Source organism: Paenibacillus sp. UNC496MF (assembly GCF_900113915.1).
Classification (GTDB): domain Bacteria; phylum Bacillota; class Bacilli; order Paenibacillales; family Paenibacillaceae; genus Paenibacillus_Z; species Paenibacillus_Z artemisiicola.
Genome location: NZ_FORE01000022.1, coordinates 24,482 through 43,392, shown reverse-complemented (window position 1 = coordinate 43,392; position 18,911 = coordinate 24,482). Strand labels below are relative to the sequence as shown.

Annotated in this window: 18 protein-coding genes; 14 read left to right on the top strand and 4 right to left on the bottom strand. The window is 61.7% G+C overall.

The annotated features are described in order from the left end of the window. Positions 1–25 precede the first annotated feature (25 nt). Positions 26–439, top strand: coding sequence for a hypothetical protein (locus tag BMZ79_RS31575; RefSeq protein WP_090648678.1), 414 nt, complete (start codon positions 26–28; stop codon positions 437–439). Positions 440–477: 38 nt separating this feature from the next. On the opposite strand, the gene BMZ79_RS31570 is transcribed toward BMZ79_RS31575, so the two are convergent. Both BMZ79_RS31570 and BMZ79_RS31565 read right to left on the bottom strand, forming a co-directional pair. After that, positions 478–963 carry a heme-degrading domain-containing protein gene (locus tag BMZ79_RS31570; protein ID WP_090648675.1) on the bottom strand — a complete coding sequence of 162 codons (486 nt, stop codon included), beginning with the start codon at positions 961–963 and terminating at the stop codon, positions 478–480. Further along, the gene (locus BMZ79_RS31565; protein ID WP_090648673.1) at positions 960–1,793 is read right to left on the bottom strand and encodes a sugar phosphate isomerase/epimerase family protein; all 834 of its coding nucleotides are present in this window, start codon (positions 1,791–1,793) and stop codon (positions 960–962) included. The genes BMZ79_RS31570 and BMZ79_RS31565 overlap by 4 nt, the downstream gene beginning before the upstream one ends. A gap of 212 nt (positions 1,794–2,005) precedes the next feature. Here BMZ79_RS31565 and BMZ79_RS31560 point away from each other — a divergent pair, with 212 nt between their 5' ends. Next, a complete protein-coding gene (locus BMZ79_RS31560) occupies positions 2,006–3,046 on the top strand; it encodes a LacI family DNA-binding transcriptional regulator (protein WP_090648671.1) in 1,041 nt (346 codons plus the stop codon). 252 nt (positions 3,047–3,298) lie between these two features. Here the strand turns inward: BMZ79_RS31560 and BMZ79_RS31555 are convergent, their stop codons facing one another. Beyond that, a complete protein-coding gene (locus BMZ79_RS31555) occupies positions 3,299–4,129 on the bottom strand; it encodes a 3-keto-disaccharide hydrolase (RefSeq protein ID WP_090648667.1) in 831 nt (276 codons plus the stop codon). A gap of 557 nt (positions 4,130–4,686) precedes the next feature. Here BMZ79_RS31555 and BMZ79_RS31550 point away from each other — a divergent pair. The 7 genes from BMZ79_RS31550 (at position 4,687) to BMZ79_RS31520 (ending at position 11,140) form a co-directional block, all read left to right on the top strand. Further along, positions 4,687–6,396 carry an extracellular solute-binding protein gene (locus BMZ79_RS31550; protein WP_177222454.1) on the top strand — a complete coding sequence of 570 codons (1,710 nt, stop codon included), beginning with the start codon at positions 4,687–4,689 and terminating at the stop codon, positions 6,394–6,396. A 95-nt stretch (positions 6,397–6,491) separates the two neighbouring features. After that, a complete protein-coding gene (locus BMZ79_RS31545) occupies positions 6,492–7,409 on the top strand; it encodes an ABC transporter permease (RefSeq protein WP_090648662.1) in 918 nt (305 codons plus the stop codon). A gap of 14 nt (positions 7,410–7,423) precedes the next feature. Further along, positions 7,424–8,323: a carbohydrate ABC transporter permease gene (locus BMZ79_RS31540; protein ID WP_090648659.1), complete on the top strand. Its 900-nt coding sequence runs from the start codon at positions 7,424–7,426 to the stop codon at positions 8,321–8,323. A 17-nt stretch (positions 8,324–8,340) separates the two neighbouring features. Continuing rightward, positions 8,341–9,258, top strand: coding sequence for an NAD-dependent epimerase/dehydratase family protein (locus tag BMZ79_RS31535; protein ID WP_090648657.1), 918 nt, complete (start codon positions 8,341–8,343; stop codon positions 9,256–9,258). Positions 9,259–9,290: 32 nt separating this feature from the next. Beyond that, positions 9,291–9,743 (top strand): VOC family protein, encoded by a 453-nt coding sequence (locus BMZ79_RS31530; RefSeq protein WP_090648654.1) that lies wholly within the window; start codon positions 9,291–9,293, stop codon positions 9,741–9,743. A gap of 40 nt (positions 9,744–9,783) precedes the next feature. Then, the gene (locus BMZ79_RS31525; protein WP_090648652.1) at positions 9,784–10,650 is read left to right on the top strand and encodes a TolB family protein; all 867 of its coding nucleotides are present in this window, start codon (positions 9,784–9,786) and stop codon (positions 10,648–10,650) included. A gap of 46 nt (positions 10,651–10,696) precedes the next feature. Next, positions 10,697–11,140 (top strand): VOC family protein, encoded by a 444-nt coding sequence (locus BMZ79_RS31520; protein WP_090648649.1) that lies wholly within the window; start codon positions 10,697–10,699, stop codon positions 11,138–11,140. Between the two features lie 172 nt (positions 11,141–11,312). Here BMZ79_RS31520 and BMZ79_RS31515 read toward each other — a convergent pair whose 3' ends face one another. Beyond that, entirely contained in the window at positions 11,313–13,073 is a 1,761-nt protein-coding gene (locus BMZ79_RS31515) for a glycoside hydrolase family 2 protein (RefSeq protein WP_090648646.1), read from the bottom strand. Between the two features lie 165 nt (positions 13,074–13,238). Here BMZ79_RS31515 and BMZ79_RS31510 point away from each other — a divergent pair, with 165 nt between their 5' ends. The 5 genes from BMZ79_RS31510 to BMZ79_RS31490 all read left to right on the top strand — a co-directional run bounded on the left by BMZ79_RS31510 (position 13,239) and on the right by BMZ79_RS31490 (position 18,829). Further along, positions 13,239–14,174, top strand: a complete 936-nt coding sequence (locus tag BMZ79_RS31510) for an ArsR/SmtB family transcription factor (protein WP_090648644.1) — start codon at positions 13,239–13,241, stop codon at positions 14,172–14,174. A 160-nt stretch (positions 14,175–14,334) separates the two neighbouring features. After that, positions 14,335–14,826: a YcxB family protein gene (locus tag BMZ79_RS31505; RefSeq protein WP_218154853.1), complete on the top strand. Its 492-nt coding sequence runs from the start codon at positions 14,335–14,337 to the stop codon at positions 14,824–14,826. Positions 14,827–15,230: 404 nt separating this feature from the next. After that, positions 15,231–16,190 carry an ABC transporter permease gene (locus tag BMZ79_RS31500; protein ID WP_090648639.1) on the top strand — a complete coding sequence of 320 codons (960 nt, stop codon included), beginning with the start codon at positions 15,231–15,233 and terminating at the stop codon, positions 16,188–16,190. A 13-nt stretch (positions 16,191–16,203) separates the two neighbouring features. Further along, positions 16,204–17,112, top strand: a complete 909-nt coding sequence (locus BMZ79_RS31495) for a carbohydrate ABC transporter permease (RefSeq protein ID WP_090648636.1) — start codon at positions 16,204–16,206, stop codon at positions 17,110–17,112. A 34-nt stretch (positions 17,113–17,146) separates the two neighbouring features. Next, positions 17,147–18,829 carry a type 2 periplasmic-binding domain-containing protein gene (locus BMZ79_RS31490; RefSeq protein ID WP_090648633.1) on the top strand — a complete coding sequence of 561 codons (1,683 nt, stop codon included), beginning with the start codon at positions 17,147–17,149 and terminating at the stop codon, positions 18,827–18,829. Positions 18,830–18,911 lie beyond the last annotated feature (82 nt).

The following is an 18,911-nucleotide window of genomic DNA, read 5'->3' as shown; positions in this document are numbered from 1 at the left end:
TTGCCAAAGGGAGGGGGAAAGCGTCATGACGAACCCGCAAGCGACCTGCCGGCTGTGCGCCAGGATGAGCCTTGAGCGGACAAGCTGCGACCTGTACGGCCCCATGCTGCCGGAAGAGCTTGACGACGCGGGGCTCGGCCGCATGTGCGTCCGCCTCGGGCAATTCGTCCGGCGGCTGCATGGCGGGACGAGCGGGATCGGCCTTCCGCGGAGGAGCGGGTCCGACGTGGAGGCGGCGGATGAAGGCGGGATGGGCGGGAATCGGGTCTTTCGCGTGCTTCGCGGCATCCCGGTCGAGACGTGGGGCGAGTTGTTCCCGAACGCGAAGCCGCCTCGCGGGCACCCGCTTCAGGATGAAGAGGACCGGCATGAACAGGCCGGTCCCGGTGAGGACGGCGAAAAGAGGGCGGCGCCGCGCATCCCGCCGCGACGCCGATGAGCCGGTTCCGGAGGAGCCGATCCCGGACGAGACGTTCGTTACCGATCCGCCGCGAGATAGTCGCTGAGCACCGACGCGATCAGCCGGTGATCGCCGTCTCCGGGCAAGCCGCTTACGGCGATCGTGCCGATCGCGCCCGCGCCGCGCACGCGAATCGGAAATGCGCCGTTGTAGGGCGCATACATGGACGGATCGAGAAAATAGCGTTCGGCGACCGTCCGGCCCGATGCGCGCAGCTCGACTTCCAGCCGGTAGGAGCTGCAAAGGAAGCGCTCCGCGACGCGCGCTTTCCGCGCCGCCCAGTCGTCGTTATCGGCGGAGGTTCCCGGACAAGCGTAATGGAAGAGCTGCTGGGAACCTCTTCGGATGTCGATCGTCACGGCTTGTCCCGACGCCGTCGCCCGGTCGGCGAGCTCCAGTCCGAGCCGCAGGGCGGTGTCGTTCGTGAACGCGTCGAATTGCAGCTCGGCTTCTTCCCGCGCGAGCGCCTCGAGCAGCTCCGCGTCGTTCAGGCTTCCCTTCATAGCGCGATCCCGAGCTCCGCGGCGACCCCGGAGAGGTGGGAGGCCGCTTCGCGGTAGTCTTCGTTCGTCGACAGATGCTCGATCATCAGCGGCGTATCGGGATGCAGCCGGTTCAGTTCGGCCAGGAACGTCCGATAATCCAGCCGGCCCAGGCCCGGCCGCACTTCGTCCAGATGCACGGTCAAGCTTCCGCGCAGGAGGATGTCCTTGGCGTGGCAGTTGCGGATGTAAGGACCCAGCTTGGCGAAGAAGTCGCGGATGATGTCGCCGTTGCGGTAATAGGCGCGGGGGCTGCTGATGATGTTGACGGGATCGAAATGCACGCCGAAACCCGTCCGGTCGATCGATCGCACGAGCGACAGGTAAGCGTCCGCGGAATCGGGCAGGGCCCACGGCATCATTTCCAGCGCGAAGACCGTTCGCTCCGGCTTGACGGCGTCGATGATCTCGCGGACCGTATCCACGATCAGGGCGTAGGTGTCCTTGGTGAAATTGTCGGGGTCGGGACCGTCCCATTGTTCCCCGCGCGAGCCCGAGATGTTGACGCAGCAGCGCGCTCCGATTCGTTCGGCCAGCGCGAGCCGCCGTTTGCAATAGCCGACGGCCTTCCGTCTCGTCTCGTCGTCCCGGCTGACCGGGTTGCTCCAGGCGCCGACTTCGGCGATCAAGATGTCGTGCCGACGCGCCATCGCCATGTACGCATCGAGCTCGGAGTCGTCTTCATCGCCGCCGACCGGACATGTCGCCGCGCGGAAGCCGGCTTCCTTCAAGGCAATCGCCCAAGTCTCCGGATTTTGTTCGTTTACAAACACTTGACCGCCAAGACGCATCGTTATCCCATCCTTTGCGAGGAGTGTCATGTAGCAGGTGCCTTCAAACTGTGTCTAGCTTACCATAAACACGCGTTTATGCAAGAGTTTCCCTGTTAATAATATTCAAAATGCCTGTGAATGCCTGCCGTTATGCGAAATAGATTGACAATCGAGAAGCCGGATGTGTATCATTACCACGTAAACACGCGTTCATGATAAAGGATGGTTGGATGAAAAAAACGGACATCAACAGCACGGAGATCGCTCGGCTAGCCGGGGTTTCCAGAAGCACGGTAAGCCGGGTCATCAACAATTACGCCAATGTGCCCCCGGAGACGCGCGACAAAGTGTTGAAAGTGATCGAGGAACATAATTATTTCCCGAACGCCTCCGCCCAAGTGCTCGCCGGCAAGCGTTCGCGCACGATCGGGCTTTTCATGATCGAGCAGGGCAGGGTGTCCGGCGACATCTTGACCAACATGCTCATCGTAAGCGTCATCGAGCATGCGTCCGAATACGGCTACTACGTGCTGACCCATATTCTCCGCGACGCGAAGGATGCCGAGCTGGTCAAAGGGGTCCGGGAGATCTTCTATCAGCGCCGCATCGACGGCGGCATCTTCATCGGCGCGGACAATCCCGAGCCGTTCATCGAGGAACTGATCGCCGAAGGGTTCGCGATCGGCGTCGTCGATCAGGAGCTTCCGGAGCATCCGGAGCCGAACCGGATCGTGCTCAATTTCAACAACGATTCGGGCATGAAGCAGGCCGTGGCCTATTTGGCCGGGCTCGGCCATACGAACATCGGCATCATTAACGGCGACATGAAGCGGCTGTCGGGCGTGACCAAATTCGAGGGCTTCAAGATGGCGATGCGCATGTGCGGCCTTCAGGCGAACCCGAGATGGGTGCTCGACGGCGACTTTAACGAAGCGGGCGGGTACGAAGCGATCCAGACGCTGCTGGACCGGCGGGAGGATTTGCCGACGGCCATCGTGGCGGCCAACGACAGCGTGGCTTTCGGCGCCATCCGGGCGCTCAAGGAACGGGGCTTGCGCGTGCCCGACGATATCTCCATCATCGGCTTCGACGATCATGCCCTGAGCGAGAAGCATCACCCGGCCCTGACGACGATTCGCGTCGACCTCGGCGACATGCTGAAACGCATGACGGCGTACTTGATTACGAAAATCGAGCAGAAATCGCCCGGCGCGAAAGAAATCACGCTCGATTGCAGTCTGGTCGTCAGAGATTCGTGCCGGAGAGTTTGATCCGGCGCCGGTCGGGCGGATTCGTACGCCAACCACTGCGTCAAGCGCGTTATCGCGATTTCGCTCGACGCGCCAAAAAAGACTCGCGGCATCGCCGCGGGTCTTTTTGCGCTGCCGGCGCAAGCGAGGCAACCGGCGCGGGGCGCAACCGGGGCAACCGGCGCAACGCTGGCGCAAAGCCGGGGAGGTAAATCCGGCGCATGCGGCAATAAGCGGCGCCTGGCAGACGCCGAGCCGGTCCGGGTCGCGGGCCTATAGTTCCCGGATCCGGATGCCGCGCCACCTGCAGGCTGCGTTCGGCCCCCAGCGGGCGGCGCCCATGCCGGGATCGTTGTCGTGAATTTCGAAGGCGACGTGGCCTCTTACGCCCAGCAGCTCCCGGACCGCGGCGGCGTCGTAGGACGGATGCTGCAAGGCGGCCGCGTCCAGCTCGGCGACCTTCAGGCCGTTCACGTGGACGGTGATTCGCGGCGACGCCCCTTCCACGCGAATGCGGAACGTATTCCAATCGTCCCATTTCCAGACGGACAGAAAGTCCTCGCCGGAAGCGGCGTAGTCCAGAATCGCCGGCTTGTCGGACGTGAGCGGCTCGATGGAAGCCGCGGGATCTTCCAGCTGCAGCCCGACCGGCTTGCCATGTTCGTCGTATACGGCGTCCAGGGTAAACGAAATGCCGTGAAAGCCGCCGATGCCGTTGCCGTACAGGCCGCCGATATTTCCGGAACGGCGATGATCGAGCAAGATCTGGAAGCCTTGCGAGCCCAACGCGGAAGCGCGCACGAGAATGCCGGTATCCGCGGGCCAGTCGGGCCGTGCTTCCGCTTCCAATTCGAAATCGCCGTACAGGCCGTCGCTGACCAGATAACCGCCGTATCCGCATCCGGGCGGATCCTGCCGGCCCGCGATCGCGCCGTCCTCGACCGTCCACTTGCCCGACGTCGCCGCTGCCTTCTTGTAAGCTTCGGCGCCTTTGTCCGGGCCGGGTCCGCCGGGGTAGCGGGGGACGGGCAGGCGCGGGACGGCATGCCAGCCCGCAAGCGTGCGGCCGTCGAACAATGGGCGAAACCCTTCGTCGTTCGTCATCAGGTTGACCTCCTTGCCGCATGGCTGCTTTTCGGAACGACGCGCGTGTTCGAAACGGCGAACGCGGACAGCGCCCGATTGGGAGAAGTTTCAAGTCATTATATAATATAAACGCGTGTTTATTCAATTCAAATTTCTGAATCGGTCCGAATGTTTTGGGAAAACCTTATAATTTAGAGATTGACAGCGTTTTTATTCGTTGTGTATGATGGGCTCGTGGACACGTGTTTATGCCAAATGCGTAAATTGCTGCCAACCCTGTCATTGAGTTCGGCCTGTTCCATAGTCCGGATAAGAAGGGGAGCAACCGGAACGGGCGTGGTGGAAATGCTTGTTTTTCGGCGTGTTTCCGGCATTTTAGCCTGCCTGGCAGCAAATTCGATCGTAGAACAGGGCTTGGTTTTCGCGTAAATAGGGGGTCCTGTATCACTGGAAATAAACGCGTGTTTATGGACATTTTGGGCAAAGAAAGGAGACGGCGGCCGGAAGCAAGCGCAGCTGCAGCGCCGGCGATAGGATTCAGTCAAGATCGCATAGACGATAAGGAGGAGTTGTACGTGAAGAAGAGGAGACCCGGAGGCGTCTTACCGCACGTTCTGGCAGGCTTGCTCATGGTGTTGGCTCTCTCCGCTTGTGAAACCGCTGACAATTCCGGCGCGGGGACGGGGGCGGAGGGCGCGCAAGAGAACGCGGGAAGCGCCGACGCCGGCATGGATCCCGCGAATCCGACGGCCCCTTACGGCAAGCCGGTCACGATGTCGTGGGCCGTGCAAACGGCGGCCGCTTCCAAGCTGCTGGACGGCGATACGTGGGAGGACAACCGGTGGAGCCAGTTGATCAAGGACAAACTCAACATCGATCTGAAGGTGGCTTTCTCCGCCGACAGCAGCACCGACGCGTATAAAAACAAGCTCAACGCCGTCATCGCTTCCGGCGACCTGCCCGACGTGTTCAAGACGCAGGACGCGAACGTCTTCCTGCAGCTGGCGCAGAGCGGGCAGCTGGCCGATTTGACCGACGTCTTCGACAAGTACGCTTCGGATTCGCTCAAAGCGTACAAGGAGCGGTTCGCCGATTCGTTCGCCGGCGCCACCATCGACGGCAAGCTGTACGCCATCCCGCGCATGAACGACAACTTCCACGAAGCGCAGTTTTTGTGGATCCGGGAGGATTGGCTGAAGAACACCCACTCGGAGCCGCCGAAGACGGTCGAGGAGATGGTCGCGCTGGCCGAGAAGTTCGCGACCGGCGACCCGGACGGCAACGGCATCGACGGCGACACGTACGGGCTCGCCCTCAACAAGGATCTCATCCGCCAGAATCACGGCAGCATCCTCGGCCTCGTGTCCGCGTTCGGCGTTCCGGGCAGGGACGAGAGCATGTTCTACCGCGACGAGAACGGCAAGATGACGTTCAGCTGGATCCAGCCGAACACGAAGAAGGCGCTCGCCGTGCTCGCCGACATGTACAAGAAGGGCTTCATCAATAAAGAATTCACGTCCAAGAACGAGTCGGCGCTCGTCGAGGACATCACGAGCGGCAAGATCGGGATGGCGTACGGCAGCAACTGGGGAACCTGGTACCCCTACAACAACGTGTACAAGAAGGACGGCGTCATCGTGCATCCGTACGCGATCCCGACGGAAGCGGGCTACGACTACAAAATCGGCATCGAGAGCAATGCCGTCGGCCAGATGACGATGGTCAGCGCCGGCTACAAGCATCCCGAAGCGGCGATCAAAATCCTCGACTTGTACGACCAAACCGTGAATTACTCGTCGAAGGACGATTATCTCAAGTACTGGGCCGACGAGCAGTACCGCCTGTCCCCCCTCTATATCGACCAACCGGGCGAGGTGTACGCGGCCGATCTGCTGAAGGCGTTCGACAAAGGCTCCTCCGACGGCCTCGCGCCGGCCGCGAAGCCGCTGTACGACTATATCAAAGGCTTCGAGGACGGCTCGCTCGCCAAGGACGACAACGCGTTCGGCACGTGGGGCCAGATGTCCAAATCGGGCTCGCTGCCCATCGTCCTGAACAGATACATGCCCGATAACGCGATCGTCCAGAGCATTCTGGGCATTCAGCGACCGGAAACGTGGCTGACGAACGTGGCGTCGCTCGATACCTTGACGATTACGGCCTTTACCGACATCATCACCGGCGCCAAGCCCGTCGATTCCTTCGACGGCTTCGTGCAGCAGTGGCTGAAAGCGGGCGGCCAGCAGACGCTCGACGAGCTGGATCGGATGTATCCGGCGAAATAGTTCCCACCCGATGGCGAAGCGCGGCCGCCGGCCGGACGTTCGGCCGGCGCCGCGGCGGCCGCGCTTCGCTTACCCTACCAAAGGCGGTGGCAAGGATGTTCGCGAGCCTGAAACGAAAAGACAAGCTGATGCGGGAGCTGCCGCTCTACGCCATGCTGCTTCCCGCCGTCGTGCTGGTGGCCGTCTACAGCTACGGCTCCATGGCCGGCGTCGTGATCGCGTTCCAGAAATTCATCCCGGCGAAAGGGCTGTTCGGCCCCCAGCAGTGGGTCGGATTCAAAAACTTCGATACGCTGTTTTCCATGCCCAACATCGGGCCGGTCATCCGCAATACGGTCGTGATCGCCCTCTCCAAAATGATCGCGGGCGTCGTCGTGCCGGTCGCGTTCGCGCTGCTGCTGAACGAAGTCCGGAGCCTGCTCGCCAAGCGCGTCTTCCAGACGCTGGTTTATCTGCCGCATTTCTTGTCGTGGGTCATCCTGTCCGGCATTCTGATCAACCTGCTGTCGCCGAGCGAAGGGATCGTGAACGTTCTGCTGGCCAAGCTCGGCATCGAGCCGATCTTCTTCCTCGGCAATCCGGACGCGTTCCCGGCCACGATGGTCGTCGCGGACATCTGGAAGAGCTTCGGCTTCGGCTCGGTCATCTACCTGGCGGCGCTGACGGGCATCGATCCCGCGCTGTACGAGGCCGCGGTCATCGACGGCGCGAACCGCTGGCGTCAAACCTGGCATATCACCCTGCCCGGCATCGCCTCGATCGTCGTCCTGATGAGCGTGCTCGGCCTCGCCAACATCCTGAACGGCGGCTTCGACCAGATCTATAACATGTACAGTCCCGTGGTGTATTCCACCGGCGATATTCTGGACACGTTCGTGTTCCGGCTCGGCATCGAGCAGGCGCAATATTCGCTGTCCACGGCCGCGGGCCTGTTCAAATCCGGCGTCTCGCTCGTCTTCATCGTGGCGTCCTACTACTTGGCCGACAAATTCACCGGCTACAAAGTCTTCTGACGGAGGACAGGACTATGAGAATCAAGGCTTCGGTGCCGCGCAGGCTGTTCCTGGCGGCCAACCTGGTATTTTTGCTCGTCGTCGCGCTGCTGTGCATCGCGCCTTTCATTAATTTGCTCGCGGTATCGTTCTCCGACAAGACCGCGGTCGCGGCGGGCGAGGTGACGTTCTTCCCGGTCGGCTTCACGACGGTCTCGTACGAGTTTATCACGAATACGTCGAAGTTCTTCATGTCGCTGCTGGTTTCGCTGCGCCGGACGGCGCTCGGCGTGCCGATCAACCTCCTGCTGATCATCCTGACCGCGTACCCCCTGTCCAAGTCGAGGACGGATTTCAGGCCGCGCAGCCTGTTCTCCTGGTTCTTCGTCGTGACCATCCTGTTCAACGCCGGCCTGATCCCGACCTACATGGTCGTGAAGAGCACCGGACTGATCGACTCCGTCTGGTCGCTCGTGCTGCCCGGAGCGCTTCCCGTGTTCAGCATGCTGGTCGTCATGAACTACATGCGCAGCCTGCCGAAGGAATTGCTGGAGGCGGCCTACATCGACGGCGCGGGCCATGTGCAGACGCTGCTCCGGGTCGTGCTGCCGGTCTCGGCGCCGACGATCGCGACCGTCACGCTGTTCGCGTTCGTCGATCATTGGAACAGCTGGTTCGACGGGATGATCTATATGAACCAGATCGAGAAGTATCCGCTCCAGACGTACCTGCAGACCGTCGTCGTGAATCCGGAGGAATTCATTCGCAACAATACCGACCTGAGCGGCAATTTGTCCAAGTACCTGTCGCTCGTGAGCGCGCGGACGACCGGGGCGGCGCAAATGTTCCTCGCGATGATCCCGATTCTGTGCATCTATCCGTACCTGCAGAAGTATTTCACGACCGGGCTCGTGATGGGGAGCGTCAAAGAATAAGCGAAGGGAGCAAGACGATGAACGTATTCGTAACGGGAGGGACCGGCTTCATCGGTTCGTACGTCGTCAAGGAGTTGCTGGCGCACGGCCACGAGCTGACGCTGCTGGCGCGGAACGTCGGCAAGGTGCCGGCCTTCGTCAATCACGACCGCATCCGGCTGGTCGCCGGTTCCATGGATGATGCCGATGTCATGGCATCGGCGCTCGCGGGGCAGGACGCCTGCGTGCACGTCGCGCTCGCGTGGCTGGACGGGACGGCCATGGACAACATGACGCGCGAAACGATGCCCTCCGTCCGGTTGTTCCAGCTGGCGGCGGAGGCCGGCGTGCGCAAAATCATCTTCACCTCGTCGATCGCCAGCTTCGGCTCGGCCCCCCACGACGACAGGGGCTATATCAAGCCGGCGTCCTATTACGGCGCCGCCAAGGCCGCGACGGAAGCGTATCTCCTCGCGATCGCCGCGCAGTACGGGATTCAGGCGAATATCGTCCGGCCGGGCTACACGTTCGGCAATCCTTGCGTGGAAGGCGGGCCGCTTTATCCCGACCTGAAGCTGGTCCGGATGGTGCGGAGCGCGCTGGCCGGCGAGGACATGACCTTCGTCCGGAACGACGGCACGCAGTTCATCTGGGCGGGCGATCTCGCGAAGGTGTACGCCGAGCTGCTTCATTCGGATACGCTGAACCGCGGCTACTACACGTCCGTCAGCACCGAGTTCCGGACGTGGGCGCAAATCGCGGGCATGGCGGTCGAGCTGCTCGGTTCCGGCAGCCGGATCGCGCTGGAGGACAAGGGCCGTCCCGAGCAGCCCGGGGAGCGGCCGATCGACGTGTCCCGCATCGAGGAAACGTTCGGATTCGCGTTCAAGGCGGACGAACGGATGGCGGAGCATCTGCGCTACTTAAGCACGTTGGAAGCGAAGGCGGGCGCGTAAGCCCGCGGCAGACCGAAAGGATGGGATAGGCCATGGAAAATCAGATCGGCTTCGAAGGATTCATTCAAATCGCGATCGTCGTGGACGACATTGGGAAAGCCGCCGAGACGTGGGCGAATTTGTTCGGCGTGCCCGTGCCGGAGATCCGCGTCCAGCTTCCTTCGCATAATCCGGACTTGACGTATCGCGGCCAGCCGGCGTATTACGGCCTCAAGCTGGCGGTGATCCGGGCCGGCGGCTTCGTCATCGAGCTTCACGAGCCGGACGAACGCCCCAGCACGTTCCGGGAGTTTCTGGACAAACACGGCAACGGCGTGCACCACCTCGGCTTTCAAGTCGGGGAGCGGCGGGACGCCGTCGTCGGCGAGCTGGAGAAGATGGGCTACGCGATGCGGACGATCGGTTATTACCCCGGCAGCAGCTGGACGATCGTCGACAGCGAGGACGACTTGGGCGTGAACCTGAATATCAAGCCCCGCGCATAGCCGGCTTGCAACGGAAGACGAAACCGAAGGAGACGGGACAATGAAACGACCGAACGAGCCGCAGCGCGTGACCAGCATATTGGAAACGGTCGACGTACGGACCGGCGAACGCGTCGCGCTGGCCGAATTCGACGAACGGATCGAAGCGCCGAACTGGACGCGGGACGGGAAGCTTCTCTATAACGGCCAAGGCCGCCTCTTCGCGTTCGATCTCGCGACGCGCGAAGCGTCGCCGATCGACTCCGGCTATGCGGACCGGTGCAATAACGACCATGTGCTCTCGCCCGACCACGAGCGTCTGGCGGTCAGCCATCATACCCGCGAGGACGGGCGGTCCCGCATCTACGTCCTGCCGGCGGGGGGCGGCGAGCCCGCGCTCATCACGCCGCTGGCGCCCAGCTATCTCCATGGCTGGTCGCCCGACGGGCGCACGCTCGCCTACTGCGGAGAGCGGAACGGCGAGTACGATATTTACACAATTCCGGCAAGCGGCGGCGTGGAAACGCGGCTGACGGACGCGCCCGGCCTGAACGACGGGCCCGAATATTCCCCGGACGGCCGGCATATCTGGTTCAATTCGGTGCGGACGGGGCTTATGCAGCTGTGGCGCATGAACGCGGACGGAAGCGACCAAGCGCAAATGACGTTCGACGACGACAGCAACAGCTGGTTTCCGCACGTATCCCCGGACGGCCGGACGATCGCGTATCTCGCATACCGCAAGGGCGACGTCGCCCCGGGCGAGCATCCCGCGAACAAGGACGTCGAAATCCGGCTCATGCCGAGCGCCGGCGGCGCATACCGCACGCTGGTCGGCTTGTTCGGCGGCCAAGGCACGCTCAACGTCCATTCCTGGTCGCCCGACGGCGGCCGGCTGGCGTTCGTCAGCTACCGGCTCGGCGAATAGCGCCGATTCGGCGGCGGACGTCCCGATAACGAAAAGGAGGACTAACATGGAGAAGGCCATTTTGGGAGCGCCGTTCGTCTGTCAGATCGCAATGATCGTGCGCGACGCGCAGAAGGCGGCAAGCCGGTTCGCGGAGCTGCTCAACGTTCCGGTTCCGCAGGTCGTGACGGCCAACGCGGACGGCAGCGATACGGTCACGTACATGGGCCGGCCGACGGAAGGAAGGGTGAAGCTGGCATTCTTTCATCTGGATAACGTGGTCGTGGAATTCATCGAGCCGACCGAGGATCCGACGACCTGGAAGGACTTCCTGGCGGAGAAAGGACCGGGCGTGCATCACATCGCCTTCAAGGCCAAGAACCGGATGCTCGAAACCGCGGCCGAGCTGGAGCGATTCGGCTATCCGCTCATCCAGCACGGCGATAAGTACGCCTACCTGGAAAGCACCGAGGAGCTGGGCGTCATCCTCGAGCTGCTCGACATCGATTAAGGCTTGACGGCATTCCGCCCGAGACCGGCCAAGGCGAGAAAGGCCGTTTAGCGAAAACGAACGCCCGCGGACTGCGTCCGCGGGCGTTTTTTGCTTGTGGTAGGGTGACGATTCGGGTTGATGTGCCTTGCGGTTATGCGCGTATCGGGCGCAAGGCGGGCGGTTTCGCGCCTTAGCGGCCTTCCACGGCCGCCTTGATCGCGGCGAGCGGCAGCTTCGGCTTGCGGTCGTAGGTCAAGAGCCCGTTCAGCTCCTGTTCCACGTCCGTCAGCTGCGTGTAGCAGAAGCCCTGCACGACGCCGGCCAGATACATCGGCTGCACGACGTCGCGCAGCCGCTTCAGGAAGTCATCGTCGTCGGCCGCCGCGGAATAGCCCCAGCCGTCGCGTTCGCTCTTATTATAGAAGATGCCGCCGAATTCCGAGACGAGAATCGGCTGGCCTTCGTACGGATAGCCTTCCACGGCGAGCACGCGGTTGGCCGGCATCGCCGAGACGGCCTTCTCCGCCGTGCTGTAGCGGTCCATCAGCACCTCGCGGCGCCATTCGTAATCGTGAATGTTGAAGAGATCCGTCTTGACGAGCTCCCAGCCGTCGTTGGAGACGACGGGGCGCATCTCGTCGAGCGACTTGGTGAGATGGTACATGGCCATCGCGTGCTGCTGCTGCAGCTTGTCGACGGGAACGTTCGGCACGCCCCAGCTTTCGTTGATCGGCACCCAAGCGATAATCGACGGGTGGTTGTAGTCGCGGTCCACGGATTCGATCCATTCGTTCGTGAAGCGGCGCACGTACTCGTCGCTGTACTCGAACGCGTTCGCCGCTTCGCTCCACACGGCGAGGCCGAGCTTGTCGCACCAATACAGCCAGCGCGGATCCTCGAGCTTCTGGTGCTTGCGCGCGCCGTTGAAGCCCATGGCCTTCGTCAGCTCGACGTCGCGCTTGATCGCCTCGTCGCTCGGCGGGGTCAGCACGCCGTCCGGAAAATAACCCTGGTCCAGCACCATGCGCAAGTAATACGGCCGGTTGTTCAGGCACAGCTTGCCGCCGGCGATCGATACCTTCCGCATTCCGAAGTAGCTGTGCACCTCGTCGAGCACGCTATCGCCGTCGAGCAGCGTGAACGCGACGTCGTACAGATGCGGATGCTCCGGGCTCCAGTAACCGCCGATCTTCAGCTCGCTCAAGTCCTCGATGCCGATCGCGCGGACGGCGGAGGAGCGGCCGGCGCGGACCGAGAACACGTCCTCGGCGACGGGCTGCCCTTCATACGTGATGCTTGCCTTGACGCGGAGAGCGGCATCGGCTTGGGCGCCCGCGACGAAGGCGGCGACGCGGATCTCGTGCCGGTCGATGTCCGGCGTCATCTTGACCTTGTCGAGGCGAACCGGGGACACGGCTTCCAGCCAGACGGTCTGCCAAATGCCGGTCGTCCGGGTATAGAAGATGCTGGCGGATTCCCGCAGCCAGTATTGCTTGCCGCGCGGAAGCGTCAAATCCTTGCTGTAGTCGGCGGCCTTGACGACGAGCACGTTGCCCTCGGCTTTCAAGGCGTCCGTGATGTCCGCGCGGAAAGGCGTATGTCCGCCTTCGTGCGTCGCGACCAGGATGCCGTTGACCCAGACGGAGGCCTCGTAGTCGACGGCGCCGAAATGCAGCAGCGTCCGTTTGCCCGCGAAGGACGCCGGCACGTTCAAGGCGGTGCGGTACCAGACGGTATCGTGAAAATCGGTATCGCCGATGCCGCTCAGCTTGCTCTGGTAGGCGAAAGGCACGCGGATGCGCTTCGAGAACGCCTGCTGCCCGAGGTGCCAGCCGGCAGCGGCGCCCGCTTGCTCGTCGTCGAACTCGAATTCCCATTCCCCGTTCAAATTCAACCAGTCGTTCCTCATGAATTGCGGACGCGGATGCTCCGCGCGCAGCTGTTCTGCCATCTGCATGTCCTCCCATTTAATTAACTATGAGATTAATAAAATAACTGTCTTTCAAGACTCGACCCCATTATGCCTTGCCGCGGACGAGTTCGTCAATGATAAGTTGATTAATTAACCTATGGGTTATATAATGAGGCAATCATTGCGAAGGAACGAGGCTGCCTGATGAACTTTCGCGTCACGACCGCCAACATGGCGCTGCTGGAGTGCTTCGCGTCGGAAACCCGCGTCCGCATCATCGAGCTGCTGGACGCCGCGCCGCGCAGCATCAAAGAGCTGGCCGCTTCGCTCGGCATCTCCTCCGCCATCGTCACGAAGCATATCCAGAAGCTGGAGAGCGCCGGCATCGTCGGCACGGAGAGCATCTCGGGGACGCGGGGCCGCCTGAAGGTGTGCCGGCTGCTGCCGGACGCCGTGACGCTGCAGCTGCGCGCGCCGGCCGCCCGCGACGCCAGCCGGTACGACGTCTCGATTCCGGTCGGCCAATATACCGATTTCAAGGTCAAGCCGACCTGCGGCCTGGCGTCGGAGACGTCGATGATCGGCATCGTGGACGACCCCCGGTACTTCTGGGATCCGGAGCACGTGAAAGCGAAGATGCTCTGGTTCGGCAGCGGCTACGTGGAGTACCGCGTGCCGAATTATTTGGTCGGCGGGCAGACGGTGTCGAGCGTGACGATCTCGATGGAGATCTGTTCGGAGGCGCCGGGCTACAACGAGCGCTGGCCCTCCGACATCACCTTCGGCATCAACGGGCGCGAGCTCGGCACGTGGACCTGCCCCGGCGACTTCGGCGCCCAGAAGGGCGTGTTCACGCCGGATTGGTGGTACCACGGCACGCAGCACGGGCTGCTCAAGACGATCGCGATCCGCCGGGACGGCACGTTCCTCGACGGCATCCGGCTATCCGCGCTGACGCCGTCCGATTTGGGCATCCGGCCGAACGAAGAGCTCCGGCTGCGCATCGCCTGCCCCGAGACGGCGGTCCACTGCGGCGGCGTCAGCCTGCTCGGCCGCCAATTCGGCCATTACGATCAGGACATCGAGGTCGCGATCACGTACGAGCGCCCTGACGAGAGGTTGAACGAACCGGCCGAATAGGCCGGTTCGTTTTAGCTCGGAAGCACTTGAAGGTTCATGCGCATGGAACGGCCCGGGATAAGTGAAAAATCGTTTCCGATTTTTGGACAAGTTGGTATACTGGAAGCGGTCTGTACCATGCATGACATACGGGAGGAGCACGATGTCGTCCGATAGCGTAATGAGTTTGAAATACGAGCTTACGTTCCAAGATTACCATCATTTTATCGGTTATCACGGCAGGCGGAGACGCATAATCGAGGCTTGTTTCTTTGGTCTTTTTTTCGTAGCGGCGACGTTAGCGTTCGGCTCTGACATGAAAGAACTCGCCTATCTCATTCCGATCGGAATTCTGCTTAGTATCGTGCTTTACGCCCTGGCCATGCTGGTTCGTTATATCAAGGCCAAGCGCGCTTACGACAGCAATAAACTGATTCAGAAGGTACAGGAAATTCAGTTCTCGGAACGCGGAATCAAGGTTGACACGGAGAACGGCCATTCGCTCATCGAGTGGGACGATATTTATAAAGTGACGGAATCGCATCGGATGTTTGCCGTGTTTACCTCGCGTCTTCAGGGAGTGGTCATTCCGAAACGACTCGTGGACGCCGATCGGCTGCGCGACATCTTCAAAGCCAACATGGAACCGAAGAAAGTAAAGCGTCTCGGGTAATCCCTGAAAACTGCAATCGGTCATTAACATTCAAGCCGCGCAATGCGCGGCTTTTTTGTATGTCATTTTTGCTGCCGCGGAAAAATCGCTTTCATGCGTTCTTCGCCGATCGTGTCATCTCTGCGTTCGGCCGGCTGCGTACGTCCGTTGATTGGCCAAACTTGCTGTCGACGGCCGGCTGGCCGGAAACGGCAGCAAAAACGACATATGGCGGGGTTGCTGCGTTCGATTGTCAATCACGCTCCGGGCTTGGCATATAACGCTTTCACTCGGATGGCGGAAACGACATATTTACAGCCGCTTCCGCAAACGGCTATCGTGGAGGATGTCAAGGTCAGCTAAGCTTCCATCAACCTACGGGAATCGCGGCTAGCGACACCACAATCCAAGAAGGGAGTGATTCCATGCAGAACACGGAAGCGGTTCCCGCAAGCGCCCCCGCTCCCCGAACGCGGACGGCGGGACGGCGTTGGCGAAGCATCGCCCGCAACTGGGAGCTGTACGTCTTCGTGGCGCCGGCGTTCTTCTATTTCCTTATTTTCTCCTACGGCCCGATGTACGGCATCCAAATCGCGTTCAAAAATTACGTGCCGACCAAGGGCATCTTCGGCAGCGCATGGACCGGCTTCGATCATTTCGTCCGTTTCTTCCATTCCTATTATTTCTGGGACTTGATCTGGAACACGCTGAGCATCAGCCTGTACGAGCTGGCCGTCGGCTTCCCGATTCCGATCATCTTGGCGCTCGCCTTCAACGAGGTGCGGACGGGCTTCTTCAAGAAGCTGGCCCAGACGGTGACGTACGCGCCGCATTTCATTTCGGTCGTCGTCATGGCCGGGATGATCATCACCTTCCTGACCCCGTCGACCGGCATGGTCGTCCGCCTGATCGAAGCGCTCGGATTCGGCAGTCCCGAATTTCTGACCGATCCGCGCTGGTTCAAGACGATGTACGTCCTGTCGGGCGTCTGGCAGAGCGCCGGCTGGGGAACGATCATCTATCTCGCGGCGCTGTCGGGCGTCGATCCGGGACTGCACGAAGCGGCCGTCATCGACGGGGCCTCGCGCTTCCAGCGCGTGCGCCACATCAACGTTCCGACGCTCGTCCCGACGATGACCATCCTGCTCATCCTGAACATGGGGAGCCTGTTCGGCGTCGGCTTCGAGAAGATCCTGCTGCTGCAAAACCCGCTGAACATGGATTCGTCGGACGTCATCTCGACGTTCGTCTACCGCTCGGGCCTCGTGGACGCCCAGTACAGCTTCTCGACGGCGATCGGCCTCTTCAATTCGGTCGTCAACGCCGTGATGCTCGTCCTCGTGAATCAGATCGTCCGCCGGACGAGCGAGAACAGTTTGTGGTAGGAGGAGGTTGCCCATGTTAACGGGCGTGAAAGAAACCGGGCGCGACAAGGCGTTCCTCGCGTTCAATTACTTGTATGTCTTCCTGGCGTTCCTCGTCGTGCTTTACCCCGTGGCGTACATCGTCAGCGCGTCCGTCAGCGATCCGAAGCTCGTCGCTTCCGGCGACATGTGGCTCTGGCCGAAAGGCTTCACGTTCGACGGGTACGAGCGGGTGTTCCAGAATCGGAACATCTGGATCGGCTACGGCAACACGATTCTGTATACGGTCGTGGGCACCGCGATCAACCTGGCGGTCACGCTGCCGGCCGCCTATGCGCTAAGCCGCAAGGATTTCGTCGGCCGTCAATTCTTTACCGGGATGTTCATGGTCACGATGTTTTTCGGCGGCGGCCTCGTGCCGACCTACCTGCTCGTGAAAGGGCTGGGCATGGTCGACACGATGTGGGCGATCGTCGTGCCGTCGGCCGCGTCGATTTGGAACATTATCGTCTCCCGCACTTTCTTCCAAAGCTCCATCCCGCGGGAGCTGCAGGAAGCTGCCCAAATCGACGGGGCCTCGAACTGGCGGCTGTTCCTGACCGTCGTGCTGCCCTTGTCGATGCCGATCATCGCGGTCATGGCGCTGTTCTACGGAGTTGGCAACTGGAATAGCTACTTCTCCGCGCTCATCTATTTGAACGACAACGCCAAGTATCCGCTGCAGCTCGTGCTGCGCCAAATCCTCGTGCTGCAGGAGATGAGCGCCCAGGGCGGCGCCGCGCTTGACGCGTCGACGGCTTCGGCGCTGAACAGCAAGGCGGAAATCGCGGCCCTGGTCCGATACGCCGTCATCATCGTGGCGACCGTGCCGGTCATTCTGGTGTACCCGTTTCTACAGCGGTATTTCGTGCAGGGTGTTATGATTGGCTCTATCAAGGGTTGATCTGGCCATAACCAATTTGAAGGGGGATGTTCGAATGAAAAAGCTACGCAAGGCTTCATCCGTCCTGGTCGGCCTGACCTTGACGGCATCCGTGTTGGCGGCTTGCGGCTCGGCGAACGACAACGAGGGGGCCGCTTCCGATTCGGGCGGCGCGGCGAACGGGAACGGCGCCGCAGCCTCGAACGGCGCTGCCGACGGCGCGGCGAACGGGAACGGCGCAGGGAACGCGGAGGGCGTGAAGAAGGACGGCTTCCCGATCGTCGCCAAGCCGCTGACGCTCACGATGATGTCGCAGGACGCGGGCGTCGCGGATTGGAAGCAGATGCCCGTCCTGCAGGAGATGGAGAAGCTGACCGGCATCGCGTTCGACTACCAGCTCGCGCCGATCGACAGCTTCGCCGCCAAGAAGAACCTGGTGTTCGCGAGCGGCGATCTGCCGGACGTGTTCTACGGCGCCGATCTGAAGCCCGCGGAGCAGGTCACGTACGGCTCGCAAGGCGTGCTCATTCCGCTGGAGAAGTATATCGACGAAGGCTACGCGCCGAACCTGAAAAAGATTTTCGACGAGCATCCGGACATCCGCAAATCGTTCACGACGCCGGACGGCCATATGTACGCGCTGCCCAACATCGACCTCTCCGCGGTCTGGTACCGCAGCCCGATGTGGTACAACGGCAAATTCCTGAAGGCGCTGAACGTGACCGAGCTGCCGAAGACGACGGACGAGCTGTACGCCTTCCTGAAGCGCGTCAAGGACGAGGATCCGAACGGCAACGGCAAGCCGGACGAAGTGCCGCTCACGTCGGTCAAGCTGGACGATCTGCGGATGTTCTTCCTCGGCTTCTGGGGCATCTACGACGAAGCCGTCTACGCGGACAAGGCGGGCAAGGTGCATTACACGCCGCAGGAGGAAGGCTATAAGGGCTATCTGACGTTCATGAACCGCCTGTGGAAGGACGAGCTGCTCGATCACGAGACGTTCTCCCAGACGCCCGAGCAAAAGAAGGCGAAGGGCCAGAACAACCAGATCGCGCTGTTCAACGACTGGTTCCCGTACTTCACGCTCGGCGGCGAGGCGAGCGGCGACAATCCGATGATGCAGCCGGTCAAGAGCGAGGTGCCGGATTCCCCGGTCTACGGCATGCACCCGGGCATATCCGCCAACGGCACGTTCGCGATCACGAGCAAGAACCCCGCGCCGGAAGCGACGATGCGCTGGATCGACTACCAGTACGGCTACGACGGGGCGACGCTGTTCAGCCAAGGACCGGAGAACACGCTGTGGAAGTATAAGGACGAGGCGGCGCACGAGAAGGAGTGGCTGCCGGTTCCGGGCGGCGGAGACCGCGAGGAATACCGCGGCAAGATGACCCCGAATTACGGCATCCTGACGCCGGGCATGAGCTCGAGCGAGCTGACGAAGGGGCTGCGGAGCGAGTTCGACGACTGGATCGACAAGGAGAACGCGGCGAAGCTGAAGCCGATCGGCAAGGCGCCGTTCCCGAACGTGTACCTGACGAACGACGAGCAGACGGAAGCGACGACGCTGCTGTCCGATCTCGACACGTACGTGCAGCAGATGGAAGCGAAGTTCGTCACGGGCCAGGAGCCGCTCTCCAATTGGGACAAATATATCGCCCAGATCAAGAAGATGGGCGGCGACCGGATCGCGGAGCTCTATCAAGACGCCTACGACCGCTGGAACACGGGGAAATAATCCCCGTCCGGCGGCGCGCGGACGCAAAACACGCCCGGCCGCTGCGGCCGGGCGTTCGCATCTTCGGATAACGGGCGGGCGT